We start from the raw sequence: 14,324 nt of genomic DNA on the forward strand, positions 1-14,324 counted from the left end.
GTTTCACCGTTTACGGTTTCTAACTCTTAGCCTATTTGTTTGGCGCTTCTTCTTTTTCGTGGTTTTTACTAAGTCAGAATTGCCTTTCTTTGGCGTTGCCGTCGAAGTGCGAGGATCGAATCCTTTTCTAATTTGAAGCCAGTAAAAGTGGGGGGAGTTCAGTGCGCTTTTCTTCTAGCCAACTTTCGTCTCTCAATGACGGTAAAGTTTTGTAGCTGCCCGTCTCACTTCAGTGTTCAAAGCCTTTCATATCATGCTACTTTTCAATATCTTGGAGTCCATAAATAGAAGTAGCGCATGTACTAACAAATTGCTTAAGAGTGATTCGTAACGCGTGGCATTTTTACTTTGCGGTGGCTTATGTGATTAAGGCGCTGTGCGGTAGCTTTTGTATTGCGTTACTCACACCTTAGCAAGGCGTTAGTTGAATAGGGAAAATCCGTGAATATTTTTGAAGCATTTCTTAATGTGCTTGCGCAAGTCTGGTATCTAGTGCCTTTATTGCTCATTGTTAGCGTTTTCAAAAGTAGGTGGCTAAAAGGTGTATTCGGTGAGTTTCTCGTGAACCGTCTTTTGTCCAAATTACCAGAGTCTGATTACACGCTAATAAAAGACGTAACGTTGCCGACTAGCGATGGTACAACTCAAGTTGACCATATTGTGGTTTCTAAATATGGCATCTTTGTCGTTGAAACTAAGAATATGAAAGGTTGGATATTTGGCTCGGCTCGCCAGAAACAGTGGACACAGAAGATTTACCGTTATTCCTCTAAATTTCAAAACCCACTGCATCAGAATTACAAGCACATAAAAGCTCTGGAAACCTTGCTAGGTTGCAGTGAAGAGCACTTGCATTCAGTTATTGTTTTCATCGGCGACAGTACCTTTAAAACCGAAATGCCTCCAAACGTTACCTATGCTCGAGGAAGTATTCGATACATTCAGCAATTTAACGATGTAGTGTTCTCTGACAAGGATTATGCTCGGTTAACAGAATCTATAAACCGGATAAAGTTAAAGCGCGGAGTCATTACGGATTTAAAGCATCGTAAACATGTCAAAGAAGTTGTCACATCCAAAGCTAGCTCAAATCAGTGCCCCCGTTGCGGCTCTGAAATGGTGTTGCGTGAAACCAAGCGTGGTGAAAACATAGGTAAGCAGTTTTGGGGTTGTTCAACCTTTCCCAAGTGTAGAGCGGTGAAACAATTCAACTAACAAACTGTTTAAGAGTGATTCGCAACGCGTGGCATTTTCACTATGCGTTGGTTTAAGTGATTAAGGTAGTATGCGGCGGCTTTGGTATTGCGTTGCTCACACCTTAACAGGGCGTTATGCTCAAAGAGAAAGTGATGAAATTGTTTGAAAAAGTAATTATTAAAAGCGCGCTCGATACTCTTTCGATTGACTGGGAAACTATTGTTAATAGTGTAGATCTTAATCAGCAGATTTATTTTACCAGTGCTGGGTACTTTTTGACGCTAAAGTCCCGTTCAATACCCATAAATAGACATATTGTTTCAGAACCTGTATTTGTAGGACAATTAGGCAATGTTGATGTTGGATTTATCGTAATAATTGAAAGCAACGAGCTGACATTTGAATGCTATACATATGGAGAAACGATTACCGCTAAAGATAGGGATAACAAGTTTCGGTGCATTCTTGAAGAATGAGCATAACAAACTGTTCAAGAGGGATTCGCAACGCGTGGCATTTTTACGATGCGTTGGTTTAGGTGGTTAAGGTGGTATGCGGCGACATCGGTATTGCGTCGCTCACCCCTTAACAGGGCGTTATACGCTATGCGGTGTTTCAGTCCAGCTGACATGGTTCTGTTCTTCTTAGCTCATGCGCTAAGTTTAAAAGTTGATAATGCAGCTAAGTTATAAGGATAGGTAAAGATAAATGAGTGGACATAATCATTACCCTGATTGTACTTGCGGTTGGTGTTGTAAATTCAGAGGCATGAGTGGTGTAGATAATCGCCGAAATAAGACCGTAGACAGAAGTGTTGGGAGTATTAGCGAGCAAAGCAAAGTGTTTGTGAGCTATGTAAATCCTAGTGCTTACTGCCCAGTCTGTGGAGCATCAGTGTTTTTTTATCAATCCCCCAATGGTGGGAGAGTGTTTTTTGATTCATTGGGTAAACCTTGGGAGAAGCACCCTTGCACAGACAATAGCACTCTAAAGGTAAAAATAATTCCATCGAAAAACTTCCCTAACAGTAACCGAGTAGGGAAGTTTGAAGCCAATAAGTTCAATCCATTTATCATCAAACTGATCGAGAAATTTCATATTACATCTCGTGTAAAAGTATCAGGCTTTTTTGGTGAAGCAGGCATAGTCATAGCTATTTCTGGCATCACAAGGCAGGAATTTAATAACCTTGAAATTGATGTAAACAGTCCTTGTATGATGCGCCGAACTAACAACGGCTATCAGCTTTCTTTCGTAAATAAACGTGGGAAGGTTATTGATTTGGACGGTGTAAAAAGTAGTTAGGCAACAACTAGGGAAACGCGTATAACAAAGCGTTTAAGACGGATTCCCAACGCTTGGCACTTTCGGTTTGATTCGGCTTTAGTGTTTACGGCACAATGGTTTAGGTAAGGTGGTAGCGTTGCTCACCACTTAACGCGGCGTTATGCCACTTTTACTTTACTTCTCATGGATGAGGATAGAATTAGATGCAATATGGGATTCAGCATCACATAGAAGTTACGGCAAAAGCTGCTGGAGCTGTGATTTTTAATCAACACAATGAAGTGTTATTGGTTCAAGAGCTAACCGGCTCAAAGAAAGGTCTATGGCATATACCGTCAGGTAGTGTTGAATCTACAGAGTTTCCTCAAGAGGCAGCGGTCAGGGAAATTGCAGAAGAAACGGGTTTAGAAGTTGCTTTAGAGAACTACTTAAATACCTATGTAGGACGTTTTGATGATGGTGAATTAGTATTACGTCATGTCTGGGTCACAGAAGTTAAAGACCAAGTAATATTGCCTAAATTCAGCCATGAAATAGGTCGTGCAAAGTTCTTCTCGTTAGCTGAAGTGCGGGATTTGTATGCTCAATCGAAATTGCGGATGCACCATACATTTTTAATGATCAATGATGCTTATGCACAGCGAGAAAAATTGGCATAACAAACTGTTCAAGAGGGATTCGCAACGCGTGGCATTTTCACTATGCGTTGGTTTTAGTGTTTAAGGTGGTATGCGGTAGCATTGGTATTGCGTTGCTCACCCCTTAACAGGGCGTTATGTCACATGGTCGTTGTGCTATTGGTAGAAAAATAATATAAATATGTTTATCTCAAGAACTATATAGAGAATAATGTTGAATATTCGAACTGAAAACTTTCAAATGTCTTTAGGAGAAGTTATTAATCTTCTAAATGACGCTGAAATTGCTATACCAGAGCACGCTAGGTACGGCGAAGACTGGAATTTGGAACAAAAAAAAGCCTACATTGAAAGTATGCTACTAGGTTTTCCTGTGTCATCATTTATTGTTGTTAAAAGTGATGAAGGTATTTGGAAGGTAGTAGATGGTGTAAAAAGGTTCAAAGCTCTCATAGGTTTTCTTAGTGATGATTTCAAAGTCATACCACACACACCTTATGAAGAGGTTATTGGTAAAGAGGAGCATTATTCTCAGTTAAAATCAGAACTTCTACGTCACATTAAGAGAATGAGCCTGCACTTTTTTGTTCATTCATTTAGCAATGATGAAGATGCAAAGAAGTTCGAAAAACGACTTCATGCTGATTTTGAATTTCTTACAAGAAAAGTTGTGGTTATCGATAGAAGTCTTTCTTTTGATAGTGATACTTACTTAGAAGCGTTAACACTCATTGCGAGTTTTAACTCTCATTTGCTTCAAAAATATCCGGAAAAAAATATTTCGGTAAAGGTTCAACAAGAAGGGAAGAGTATAAGATTAATAGTAGAAACCGAGAATAGCTCTCATATTGAAACTGAGCAGATATTAGATGACTTCAATAAAAGCATGCTAAGAAAAATACATCAGATGCAAGGAAATCAAGAAAAATTCATGTATAGTGGTGGCTCGATAATATCTAATTTGCATGTTAACTTGAAAAATGAAAATAACATTGATGCCAAAGTGAATGTTGATGTAAATATCAACTTGAAAAATATAGTTGAACGAAATAACTTTCTGATTAGTGAGCTCATTGAAGAGGCTAGTTCCGAACCGGAATTGGTAAATCAGCTTAGAGAAATTATTTCTAGCAGTGAGTCTGTATCGAGCCCTCGGCAACTAGAAAACTCTAGCTTTATTAATCGCGTTTCGAGACTTATGGAACAAGCTCATAAAAAAGGAACTGCAATGTATGATTTAGCTAAAAAATCTAAAGAATGTGCAGACCTTATAAGCAAAATAATAGATAACTTTCAAGCGATTAATGGGTTTCTGTAGTATAAGTGACATAACAATCTGTTCAAGAGTGATTCGCAACGCGTGGAATTTTTACTATGCGTTGCGTTTAGTGTTTAAGGTGGTGTGCGGAGGCTTTTGTATTGCGTTGCTCACACCTTAACAGGGCGTTAGGCGCTTGGTTTAAAACGTAAGATCAAGCTCTTGGAAGTTGTGTCTTAAATCATTGATAATGTGTCCAAACTATCTAGTAACTGAGTTTGTATATGGAAACCTTAAAAGAAGAACTTCTAGCCTTATTAACGAAAGAGTGCGAATTGTACTCGTCTATTCCTGCAATTGAGCAACAGCAAAAGCGGGATAAAAAGTGCTTTATAAATGGTTTGATGACGGCTTGCCGAGTGGTCGGTATCAGTTTTGAAGAACTGAACGCGATAATAGAATTGATGCCTCAACAGCCAAAGTTCAAAGATATAGATGAGCAGCTATCTATCCCTACATATGTACGGAACAACGTTGAGATTCAGTTATAAAATGTGGCTACGCGCCTAACAAACTGTTCAAGAGGGATTCGCAACGCGTGGCATTTTCACTATGCGTTGGTTTTAGTGATTAAGGTGGTGTGCGGTGGCTTCGGTATTGCGTCGCTCACCCCTTAACAGGGCGTTAGCTTGCTATCGAAATTTCCAACCAAGAAAACCACAACTGGTGAACTTAACATAAGCCCTTTTGCAAAGAGGACGGGATGTCATTTCTTCAACTACTTCTGCTAAGTAACTTTCTATTGAATGTATCAATAGACCTTTTTGAAGTAGATCCGCTTCGAATAGTTTGCGTGTTTGTTGCGTTTTTTGTGTCTTTGACTTTTATATTGGACGAACAGGTATGGTTTAAATCAAATACTGAAAAGCTTTTAGAATGGCTAAAAACATTATTTGTTAGTTACGTAGCATGTGAATTAACTTTGTTTATTAATTTTGTACATCTTTTGGTCAATAAGTACGATGCCCCTTCGATGTCTTGGTATTTACCTAGTCTAGTGTTGCTAGGTTTATGGCTGTATGGAAGGTATCAAAGAGCCGGTTAATATCAAGCTAACAAATTGTTCAAGAGTGATTCGGCACGCGTGGCATTTTTACCATGCGTCAGGTTTAGCGGTTAAGGTGGTATGCGGAGGTATTGGTATTGCGTGCCTCACACCTTAACAAGGCGTTATGTTCTAGGAGGAGTTTCATGTTCGGGAAAATATTTGGCAGTAATAAAGATAAAGCACCGAAAGAAAACGAAGTCCGGATAGTTCTTCCTGAAGAATCTTATACTTTACTTGAGTGGAAAAAAGATGATTTACCATGCGTTGGCATGTTGAACTCTGGACTCATTGGTTTTGAGCATCGCGAAATTTTTGGCTGGCATCTTTCTGTAATAATTGATTTTGATGACTTAGCCGAGCATGGAATGCCTTCGGAAGATGAGCAAGCTATCGTTGACCCATTTTGTGATCAATTGGACGAAGAGATTAAAGCGGGTGGTAACGCGCTCTTTCTTGTGAGAGAAACATGGAATAACACTCGTCGCGTAGTATGGCGAGTATATGACCCTGAAGTTGCGCATCAACATCTTCAGTACATAGTTGACCATTATCGTTATCCGCGACAATTTGATTGGCACATGGAACAAGATCTAGAGTGGGAGCAAGCTGATTGGTACTTCAAGCAGTTACGAACATAACAAACTGTTTAAGAGTGATTCGCAACGCGTGGCATTTTTGCTATGCGTTGCGTCTAGTGATTAAGGTGGCATGCGGGAGCATCGGTATTGCGTTGCTCACACCTTAACAGGGCGTTAAGCAACAAGGAGAATTAGTAAGTGTTGCAGTATAAAATTTTAAAGTGGAGTGAGATCTCATCAGTATACTTTGGGGGCTCATTACTCTTAGGAAATGGTGCAAGCATGTCGGTCGACTCTAGATTTGGCTATAGTTCGCTTGTTGATCATGCTTATCAGCACAATCTTTTAAATGAAGATATTCAGAAGCTTTTCAAATTCTTTAAAACTAATGATTTTGAACTTATTTTACGTTTGGTCTGGCAGGCATCAAATGTAAATCGTTCTTTAGGTATCCACGATGAAAGAACTCATCAAGCTTATATTCGAGTTCGTGAGTGCTTGATTAAATCTGTCAGAAGTATTCATCCTGAATACACAGAAATATCAAGGCATTTACCAGTAATTTACAACTTTATAAGAGACTTTGATACCGTCATTTCCCTAAATTACGATTTAATACTTTATTGGACGATAATGTATGGCAGGGGTGTGAATGATAACCATGCTGTCAAAGATTGCTTTCCAACTGGTAGGTTTTACGACAACTGGCGCTATTTACGAAAACCTATATATAATGAAAGATCTACTACCTTAGTGTTCTATCCTCATGGGAGCTTAGTTCTTGCTCGTGATAATGTTGAGTCTGAATCTAAAGTTATCAGTAACGAGCAGAATTTGCTGGAGTCAATCCTACAGCAGTGGCAATCAGAGTCTGTAGTACCTTTATTTGTTAGTGAAGGGACGTCAAGCCAGAAAGTAAACTCCATTCGATCTAGTAATTATTTAAATACAGTTCATCGAGAAGTTTTGACAGGGTTTTTAATCAAATCCATCAAAAATTAGGGCACCATGTTACAGTCGAATTTTTCCAAAGTGATAGTCTAGGGTGCTGGAATATTGTTGCTTAACAAACTGTTTAAGAGTGATTCGCAACGCGTGGCATTTTTACTATGCGTTGGTTTTAGTGTTTAAGGTGGTATGCGGAAGCATCGGTATTGCGTTGCTCACACCTTAACAGGGCGTTAAGTGAATAGAGGAAAAATGAGAATATATCTTACCTGTATGGATTGTCATGGGACTACCGTGAGTGCTGGGTCAAACGTTTATTCTGCTGAGCTTCAAGATAGCGGGTGTTACAGCTTTACATGTTCTCAGCAACATGAATCTACGGTTAAATTGAAGAACCCAAAATTTGAAATACTCTTTGAGCTTGGCTTAAACGCCATTCATGACGGTTACTACAGAGAGGCAGTTAGCTCTTTCACCTCTTCTTTGGAGAGGTTTTACGAATATGTTATCAATATCCTTTACCGTTCAGCTGGTATTAATTTAGAACAAACATCGCAGTTATGGAAGCTGGTCTCAAACCAGTCCGAAAGGCAATTTGGCGCTTATCTTTTCGTGTATCAGTTGGTTGAAAAAAAGATTCCACCTCAACTATCAAATAAATGTATAAAATTCAGAAATGAGGTCATCCATAAGGGAAAGATTCCAAGTAGAATTGAAGCAATTGAGTATGGAGAAGCAATATTAACAGTTATTTCTCCGGTGTTAAAAGTACTAGTAGAGAAGTATGACCCACAAATTTTAGAGTTGATGAGAGAGCAACTTAATGCAATAGATTTGAAACTAGGTGTCGGAAAGTCGAGAAGTACAATGTCAATTAACACAACTGTAAGTGCTCTACGTGGGAATGACGCGCCACCAAATTTATGCTCTAGCTTAGAGAGGATCGCATTTGTAAGAAGTGGATTGAGCTTGTTGTGAGAATTCACTTAACAAACTGTTTAAGAGTGATTCGCAACGCGTGGCATTTTTACTATGCGTTGCGTTTAGTGTTTAAGGTGGTAAGCGGGAGCTTCGGTATTGCGTTGCTCACACCTTAACAGGGCGTTATATTACTCCTAAAAAATAAACAGGATACTACGAAATGAAATTTTTATATTTGGGACTAATTGGTTTAACCTTAATAGGTTGTGATTCTTCGGATAATGAAGCTGACAAAGAGCCATCTGTGGCAGAAGAAGTTGTTAATGAGAATCCCCCTAAAGGCGGAACTATTAAGCATCTGTCGGGAAAAAAATACCAGTTACTAATTAATGATGGTGAAGAAATTGCCATTGTTGAGGCTGACTTACTTAAGCATTGGGAGGCGCCAATTAAACCGAAGGGAACAAGTATTAAAAGCTCATGGGAATTTACAACTGAAGAGTGTGGGAATTTAAATTTTAAAGAGACAGTTATGGATAAAATCATATGTGACAACTGTCCGTCAAAAGCAATAGACTATGTCGACTGTCCTTCTCAAGTCAGTAGCACAAATATGGTAGAGTGGAAATTAAATTAAATTAAATTAAATTTCAGTTTCAACTATTAAATATAACAAAGCATTTAAGCGTGATTCCCAACGCATGGCATTTTTCATTCCATTGTTGGGTTTCGTGTATACGGCGCAATGGTTTAGGTTAGATGGTAGCGTTGCTCACACCTTAATGCGGCGTTATATTTCTAAGGAGTATCAATGGACTTTTTAGTATTTGGAGATGAAAGTGGTACCACTGGTAGTGATCGCTGTTATTCCATCGGTCTGCTGTGCGTCCCTAAAGACAAGATTAATGAATTCAATGACTATGTTTTAGATCTTAAACGCAAGAGAGGCATTGTTGGTGAACTTAAGTGGTCAAAAATCAAAAATAGTGCAGGGCAAGCCAACATTTGCGTAGATTTGCTGTCTATGGTTTTACGCAGTTCATGTTGCTTTCATTCAATAGTTGTTGAGAAATCTATCTACAATAACTGGCGAGCCGACAGAGAAAGAGCGTTTTACCAAACTTATACCTACCTACTTAAAAATACCGCCAAACATGTTGGGTCTGAGTTAACCGTATTGATTGACCAAAAGTGCGATAAGTACAAAAAACACGATGAGGTTATAGGTATCGTTGCTAACAATATGCTTTCACAAATAGGTTCTAACAAGTCTATACAAAGTGTAGCGATGCATGACTCTAAGGTTCATTGTGGCTTACAAGTTGTAGATATTTTAACTGGCGCTGTGAACTCAGGTTACATGAAGTTTCTAAACCCAAACTTAACTCTTTCACGCGCTAAAGAAGCGGCATTTGTGAAAATGGCAGCTATGTTAGGCTGGGACAAGTTGCATTATGATACATTTCCAAATAAAGACTTTAATATCTGGCACTTTCCCAGTGAAAATAGAGCTGTGCCTGCTACAAAAGAAATAGTAACGAATTTTGGTATTGCGCCTGTTGAGGAGCACGAAATATAACAAATTGCTTAAGTCTGATTCGTAAACGCGTGCCGAACTCGCTTCGCTCAGACATGGCACACGTTCACTCACAGCTTAGCAAGGCGTTATGTTTTTAAGGAAGCTATGACTAAAGTTTTGGATTTTATAAGAGAAAATATCAGGTTCTTATTCGCAGTATGCGCGAACTTGGTAGCACTTGTTGTCGCCATTATTTGGGCGGTTGATAGTAACTGGCAAACAGGTGCTCCTTTAGAAATGGAGCCAATCGTTACATCGATAGCTTTATTTGCAACGCTTCTCGGATTGAATTTTGTGAATGATAAACTTACCAAACCACATATCAAGGTTACATTATCCATGTCATATGCTGAACATCCAATACATGGACCGATGAATGGTATTAATATTAGGCTCGAAAATCACTCAGTGATTAAAACCTTTATTAAAAATTTTCAAGCTCAGTTACCAGAGTCGAAGCAAGTGTTACAGTTTATGTGGGATGGTTTTACCGAGGCTCGCATTTCAAATGTTACTTTAGAGCCTGGAGAGGCGTTTTCTTTTAATATTGTTAAGAAAAATTTTGGTGCTTCATCTCGAGTAGTCGAAAAATATGGGGACTTTGTCGTTACCACTGAAACGGGGTATCAGTTTGTGGTACCAGCTAAAATCTTTAAAGAGCATCTGGAAATCCTATTCAGTTAAAAACATAACAAACAATTTAAGAGTGATTCGGCACGCGTGGCATTTTTACTATGCGTCGGCTTTGGTGTTTAAGGTGGTCTGCGGCAACATCAGTATTGCGTGCCTCACACCTTAATTGGGCGTTATGTATATTCTCAATTTATGAGTGAGTTTCAATGAGTAAAAAGTCGACTATAAAGTTTTTTTCTCCCGAAAAAGGCTTTTTTGAACTGGGTATTGTTAGGGGTACTGGAGCTTTCATTCTATTGTCCTTTGTGATCGGTTGCTTTTTAATACATAAGCATTTGTTGAAAGATGGGATTGTCGTAGAAAGTGTTGAACAGCTGAATGGATTGTTAGTTGCCTTTAAATTGCCTTTGGCTTTTTTAGCGCTTAGTATCCCAATTGGAGCTATCTTTGCGGCAAACCATCGTTCTGAGCAAACAAAGGCTCAAATATCTCTAAGTACAGAGCAGAATAAATTTACTAACTATTATAAGCACCTCGAGGAGTTTGAGGAATATTGTAAAAAAATAAAATTATATAGTGACGATATAATTAAGATAAGAAGCCTACACAATGCGATTTTCCCATTAGCAATGGATGGTAGCTATGTTGTTACAGAGTCTTACAAGTCAGCAGTAAAAGAGCTTATCTTAAGCCTATTCATGTTATCTGCGCAAATGAACAGTAGTGGTAGTCGGGAGTCTTATGCCAATTGGGGTATAAAATATGATTTCTGCAACAAATTATCAAATTTAGATAAGTTTAGTGGGTTGATATCGGATAATGCATATTCCGAACTTGAGAAAACTCTTCGTGAAAATGGAAAAATAGAAACTTTAAAATGTGCTCAGAGTTTAGTTTTGAAGGCATTGCGTGATTCTTTATCGTTAGCTAGTTTTGATACATCCTTTACATTAGAACTTCCTAACCGACGTTTAGATAACGCAAAGAATACGGACTTTTTATTGCATATCAAAAATGAAATACTCATTAAACGAGTAGCCGACGAGTTTGGTATTGCCAGTCATCCACATTTTTATAGTATGTCATTGCAATAAATATACATAACAAACTGTTTAAGAGTGATTCGCAACGCGTGGCATTTTTACTATGCGTTGATTTTAGTGTTTAAGGTGGCGTGCGGCAGCATCTGTATTGCGTTGCTCACACCTTAACAGGGCGTTAGGTGCTTGAAGGAAAAGGTAAGCATGGAAATTGCTTTTCAGCAGATAAATATTGATGATTTCGAATTGTGCGTTGCTGCGAGAAAAGATGCATACTTTTGTAGTTTTGGGCATTACGATGGTTTCGACGACTTCATCAGTGGTTATCGTGAACGAGTATTAGACCGGTTAGCAACATCAGGATGGTTCTATATCCATGTATTTGTGGATGGTCAGTTTGCAGGGCAGCTAGAGTTTCGTAGCTTTTCACCCGAGCCGGAGACTGGCTATGTGCATCTCATTTACTTAAAGCCAAATTTTCGTGGTTCAGGGCTCGCTGCAAAATTGCAGGATTATATTGTAAGCACGTTGAGTACAGCGGGTTGTTTGCGTGCAGTACTTTCAGTGAGCCAAACTAACCATCGAGCTCTCACATTCTATAAGCGCCATGGTTGGGAGTTCGCGCGCAAGAATCCCAAGCACGATGAAACAGACTTTTACCAACTTTGGCTACGCACCTAACAAACTGTTCAAGAGGGATTCGCAACGCGTGGCATTTTCACAATGCGTTGGTTTTAGTGTTTAAGGTGGTCTGCGGCGGCTTTGGTATTGCGTTGCTCACCCCTTAACAGGGCGTTATGTACTTGGAGAAAAATATGGATTTTCTCGTAGGTGTAGACCTTCAGGATTCATTTGTTTTGGGTTGGCACTACAATGATCAAATTCTTGAAATTGAACTAGAGTTTAGCATCTGGCCTGAGTCTAAATATTATGAAGCTCCAAAAATAGGTGAGCATACTTGCTATCGTTTGGGTTCTCTTCTTTTTGAGGGTGTTTTGAGTATTAATGGGCTCTTGAATCAAAATGAGATACAGCCGACCATAGACCTTGACGGTTCAAAAGACTACGGAAACATCGACTACTTTGAAAAGAACCAATCATATTTCAAGGTGGTAGGTGGCTTTGGGAGCATAGAATTTGAAAGCTCAGGTGTTCATTTTAAACTACGTACATAACAAACTGTTCAAGAGGGATTCGCAACGCGTGGCATTTTTACTATGCGTTGAATTTAGTGATTAAGGCGGTATGCGGCGGCTTTTGTATTGCGTTGCTCACCCCTTAACAGGGCGTTAGTTTGCATGGATAAACTCTCACCCCAGTTATTATTTCTAGAGTGAAAGTCGTGTTATTTCAGATGATTCTGGGGTAGTTGTGATTGACCTAAGACAGCAACGACCAAGATAAAGTCATCTTCTTTGGTGAAATAAGCTGTGTGTTTTCCAATCGGGAAATAAAAGCCATTTGGGTATAGCTCGTGACAACTTCTTCCTAAACCTGGATTATCAGCTAGCACCTGAAACCCTGATAGCAAAGTGTCTTTATAGCTGCGCCACTGTAATTCAGAAAAGTTTTCAACAGTGTAGTTTTTGACTTTGCGCAAGTGGGATTGTGCTAAGTTACTTAGCTTGTATTTGTTCTTTTGCATAAGTTAGTTACAGCGAATTTATAAAGCTTTCGCCATCAACAGTGTTTCCATTGTTCAAGTCTTCTTTAGCTGACTTAAAGCAGTGTTTGAGGTACTCAACTTTCATAGCTTCTAGCTCTTCAAAGTCACGAATGGACATGACAACGACAGTATCTTTACTGTTTTTGCTGATTTTTACTGGCTCGCGTTGTGCGCTTAGAAGTAGTTCGCCGAAATTTCGTTTGGCATCATTGGCTGTTAATGTATGCATGGTCAGTTCCCAATTAAGTGTACAGTTAGATTATAATGCATCGCATGAAATGTTCAATTTAATTAAATCGTGCGATTTGTGCGAAATGAAAACTAACAATCTGTTTAAGAGTGATTCGCAACGCTTGGCATTTTTGCTATGCGTTGCGTTTTGTGTTTAAGGTGGCATGCGGGAGCTTCGGTATTGCGTTGCTCACACCTTAACAGGGCGTTAGAAGCAACTATAAGTTTTGAGTATATGAGATATTTTCTAAAGCAAATGATTTTGGGTCCAACAGTAGCGGTTCCTATAAATTTTGACGACTTTACACAGTTAAAGCTTTCAAAAAGTATTCTCTATTCTGCTAAAGCAATAGAAGAAACATATGATTTATTAATTCAAAACTATTTGGAGTTTGAACAAGAAATTCTCTCTATTCTGACTCGACAGATGATCGTTGAGGAAGATGGTTATGATGATTTTTACGACATTCGAAGTAGCCTAAATAGACGAGTAGTTAATTTACTCACCTCTACCAAGTTGTACTATGACCATATCGAGAAGCATGTTCGCACTTGTATGGGTGAAGATGATTCACAGGGAAAAAAAGCAAAGAGTTTCTTCAGTCTTGAGTATGATAGCTATGTTGAGTATCGCTTCATGGAGGCACTAAGAAACTATGTACAACATTATGGTTTAGCGGTGCATTCGATGTCTCTAAATTGTCGTTGGGAGGGTGAAGACGAACATAAACAATTGGTCAATAAATTGAGGCTTTATACTCTTAAAAGTGAGTTGGCTTTAGATAAAACATTTAAAAAACAGACATTCAAAGAGCTTGATGACAAAACAGATTTAATGAGAGCTATTAGGGTGTATGTTGGCTCCTTAAGTCATGTTCATGGCAAGGTCAGGGCACAAATCAAAATGAGTGTTAAGCAAGCCCGCGATATCGTTAGTGAAGCAATCTCCAAGTATGAAAACGAAAATGGTGGTGATGCTTTAGCTTGCTACGCATATAGCGTCCCCAACAATGACCCAAAAGAAAAGCCTATAGAAAAGCACGCGTTGTTGCTTGATTGGGACGATGTGCGCTTAAGGTTGGAGCATAGGAATAGAGCAATGCCTAAATTGAATCGCTGGTATGTAAGTGGGAGTTGCTTCTAACAAATTGTTCAAGAGTGATTCGGCACGCGTGGCATTTTTACTATGCGTTAGTTTTAGTGGTTAAGGTAGTATACGGAGGCTTCGGTATGGCGTATG

At 39.0% G+C, this 14,324-nt stretch carries 18 protein-coding genes and 1 pseudogene; 17 read left to right on the plus strand and 2 right to left on the minus strand.

Annotation, left to right across the window (positions count from 1 at the left end):
• Positions 1-441 precede the first annotated feature (441 nt).
• From L1076_RS26430 to L1076_RS26565, 16 genes and pseudogenes are all read left to right on the plus strand, one after another.
• Complete coding sequence (locus L1076_RS26430; protein WP_237304816.1) at positions 442-1,215, plus strand: NERD domain-containing protein; 774 nt, start codon at positions 442-444, stop codon at positions 1,213-1,215.
• A 134-nt stretch (positions 1,216-1,349) separates the two neighbouring features.
• Positions 1,350-1,673 (plus strand): hypothetical protein, encoded by a 324-nt coding sequence (locus L1076_RS26440; RefSeq protein WP_237304818.1) that lies wholly within the window; start codon positions 1,350-1,352, stop codon positions 1,671-1,673.
• Positions 1,674-1,905: 232 nt separating this feature from the next.
• Complete coding sequence (locus L1076_RS26455; protein WP_140280249.1) at positions 1,906-2,502, plus strand: hypothetical protein; 597 nt, start codon at positions 1,906-1,908, stop codon at positions 2,500-2,502.
• 185 nt (positions 2,503-2,687) lie between these two features.
• Positions 2,688-3,143: an NUDIX domain-containing protein gene (locus tag L1076_RS26460; protein ID WP_237304820.1), complete on the plus strand. Its 456-nt coding sequence runs from the start codon at positions 2,688-2,690 to the stop codon at positions 3,141-3,143.
• Positions 3,109-3,250, plus strand: a pseudogene (locus L1076_RS27080) (DUF3265 domain-containing protein). Before L1076_RS26460 ends, L1076_RS27080 begins: the two are co-directional and overlap by 35 nt.
• Before the next feature lie 83 nt (positions 3,251-3,333).
• Entirely contained in the window at positions 3,334-4,440 is a 1,107-nt protein-coding gene (locus L1076_RS26470; protein WP_237304822.1) for a DUF262 domain-containing protein, read from the plus strand.
• A gap of 224 nt (positions 4,441-4,664) precedes the next feature.
• Positions 4,665-4,931 (plus strand): hypothetical protein, encoded by a 267-nt coding sequence (locus L1076_RS26480; RefSeq protein ID WP_237304826.1) that lies wholly within the window; start codon positions 4,665-4,667, stop codon positions 4,929-4,931.
• 700 nt (positions 4,932-5,631) lie between these two features.
• Entirely contained in the window at positions 5,632-6,126 is a 495-nt protein-coding gene (locus L1076_RS26495; protein WP_050903659.1) for a DUF695 domain-containing protein, read from the plus strand.
• 138 nt (positions 6,127-6,264) lie between these two features.
• Entirely contained in the window at positions 6,265-7,068 is an 804-nt protein-coding gene (locus L1076_RS26505) for a DUF4917 family protein (RefSeq protein WP_237304828.1), read from the plus strand.
• A gap of 240 nt (positions 7,069-7,308) precedes the next feature.
• Entirely contained in the window at positions 7,309-7,992 is a 684-nt protein-coding gene (locus tag L1076_RS26515; protein ID WP_237304830.1) for a hypothetical protein, read from the plus strand.
• Between the two features lie 163 nt (positions 7,993-8,155).
• Positions 8,156-8,572, plus strand: coding sequence for a hypothetical protein (locus L1076_RS26525; RefSeq protein WP_237304832.1), 417 nt, complete (start codon positions 8,156-8,158; stop codon positions 8,570-8,572).
• Between the two features lie 174 nt (positions 8,573-8,746).
• Positions 8,747-9,514: a DUF3800 domain-containing protein gene (locus L1076_RS26530; protein ID WP_237304834.1), complete on the plus strand. Its 768-nt coding sequence runs from the start codon at positions 8,747-8,749 to the stop codon at positions 9,512-9,514.
• Positions 9,515-9,619: 105 nt separating this feature from the next.
• Positions 9,620-10,198 carry a hypothetical protein gene (locus L1076_RS26535; protein WP_038887878.1) on the plus strand — a complete coding sequence of 193 codons (579 nt, stop codon included), beginning with the start codon at positions 9,620-9,622 and terminating at the stop codon, positions 10,196-10,198.
• 155 nt (positions 10,199-10,353) lie between these two features.
• Complete coding sequence (locus tag L1076_RS26545) at positions 10,354-11,241, plus strand: hypothetical protein (protein ID WP_237304836.1); 888 nt, start codon at positions 10,354-10,356, stop codon at positions 11,239-11,241.
• 150 nt (positions 11,242-11,391) lie between these two features.
• The gene (locus tag L1076_RS26555) at positions 11,392-11,868 is read left to right on the plus strand and encodes a GNAT family N-acetyltransferase (RefSeq protein WP_237304837.1); all 477 of its coding nucleotides are present in this window, start codon (positions 11,392-11,394) and stop codon (positions 11,866-11,868) included.
• 134 nt (positions 11,869-12,002) lie between these two features.
• On the plus strand, positions 12,003-12,362 hold the full coding sequence (locus L1076_RS26565) for a hypothetical protein (RefSeq protein ID WP_237304839.1): 360 nt from the start codon (positions 12,003-12,005) through the stop codon (positions 12,360-12,362).
• A gap of 170 nt (positions 12,363-12,532) precedes the next feature.
• Here L1076_RS26565 and L1076_RS26575 read toward each other — a convergent pair whose 3' ends face one another.
• Both L1076_RS26575 and L1076_RS26580 read right to left on the minus strand, forming a co-directional pair.
• Positions 12,533-12,832 (minus strand): type II toxin-antitoxin system RelE/ParE family toxin, encoded by a 300-nt coding sequence (locus L1076_RS26575; protein WP_237304840.1) that lies wholly within the window; start codon positions 12,830-12,832, stop codon positions 12,533-12,535.
• Positions 12,833-12,839: 7 nt separating this feature from the next.
• Positions 12,840-13,082: a type II toxin-antitoxin system Phd/YefM family antitoxin gene (locus L1076_RS26580; RefSeq protein WP_005443875.1), complete on the minus strand. Its 243-nt coding sequence runs from the start codon at positions 13,080-13,082 to the stop codon at positions 12,840-12,842.
• Positions 13,083-13,319: 237 nt separating this feature from the next.
• Here L1076_RS26580 and L1076_RS26590 point away from each other — a divergent pair, with 237 nt between their 5' ends.
• Positions 13,320-14,228, plus strand: coding sequence for a hypothetical protein (locus tag L1076_RS26590; RefSeq protein ID WP_237304841.1), 909 nt, complete (start codon positions 13,320-13,322; stop codon positions 14,226-14,228).
• Positions 14,229-14,324 lie beyond the last annotated feature (96 nt).

Source organism: Vibrio sp. MMG023 (assembly GCF_021654215.1).
Lineage (GTDB): Bacteria > Pseudomonadota > Gammaproteobacteria > Enterobacterales > Vibrionaceae > Vibrio > Vibrio jasicida.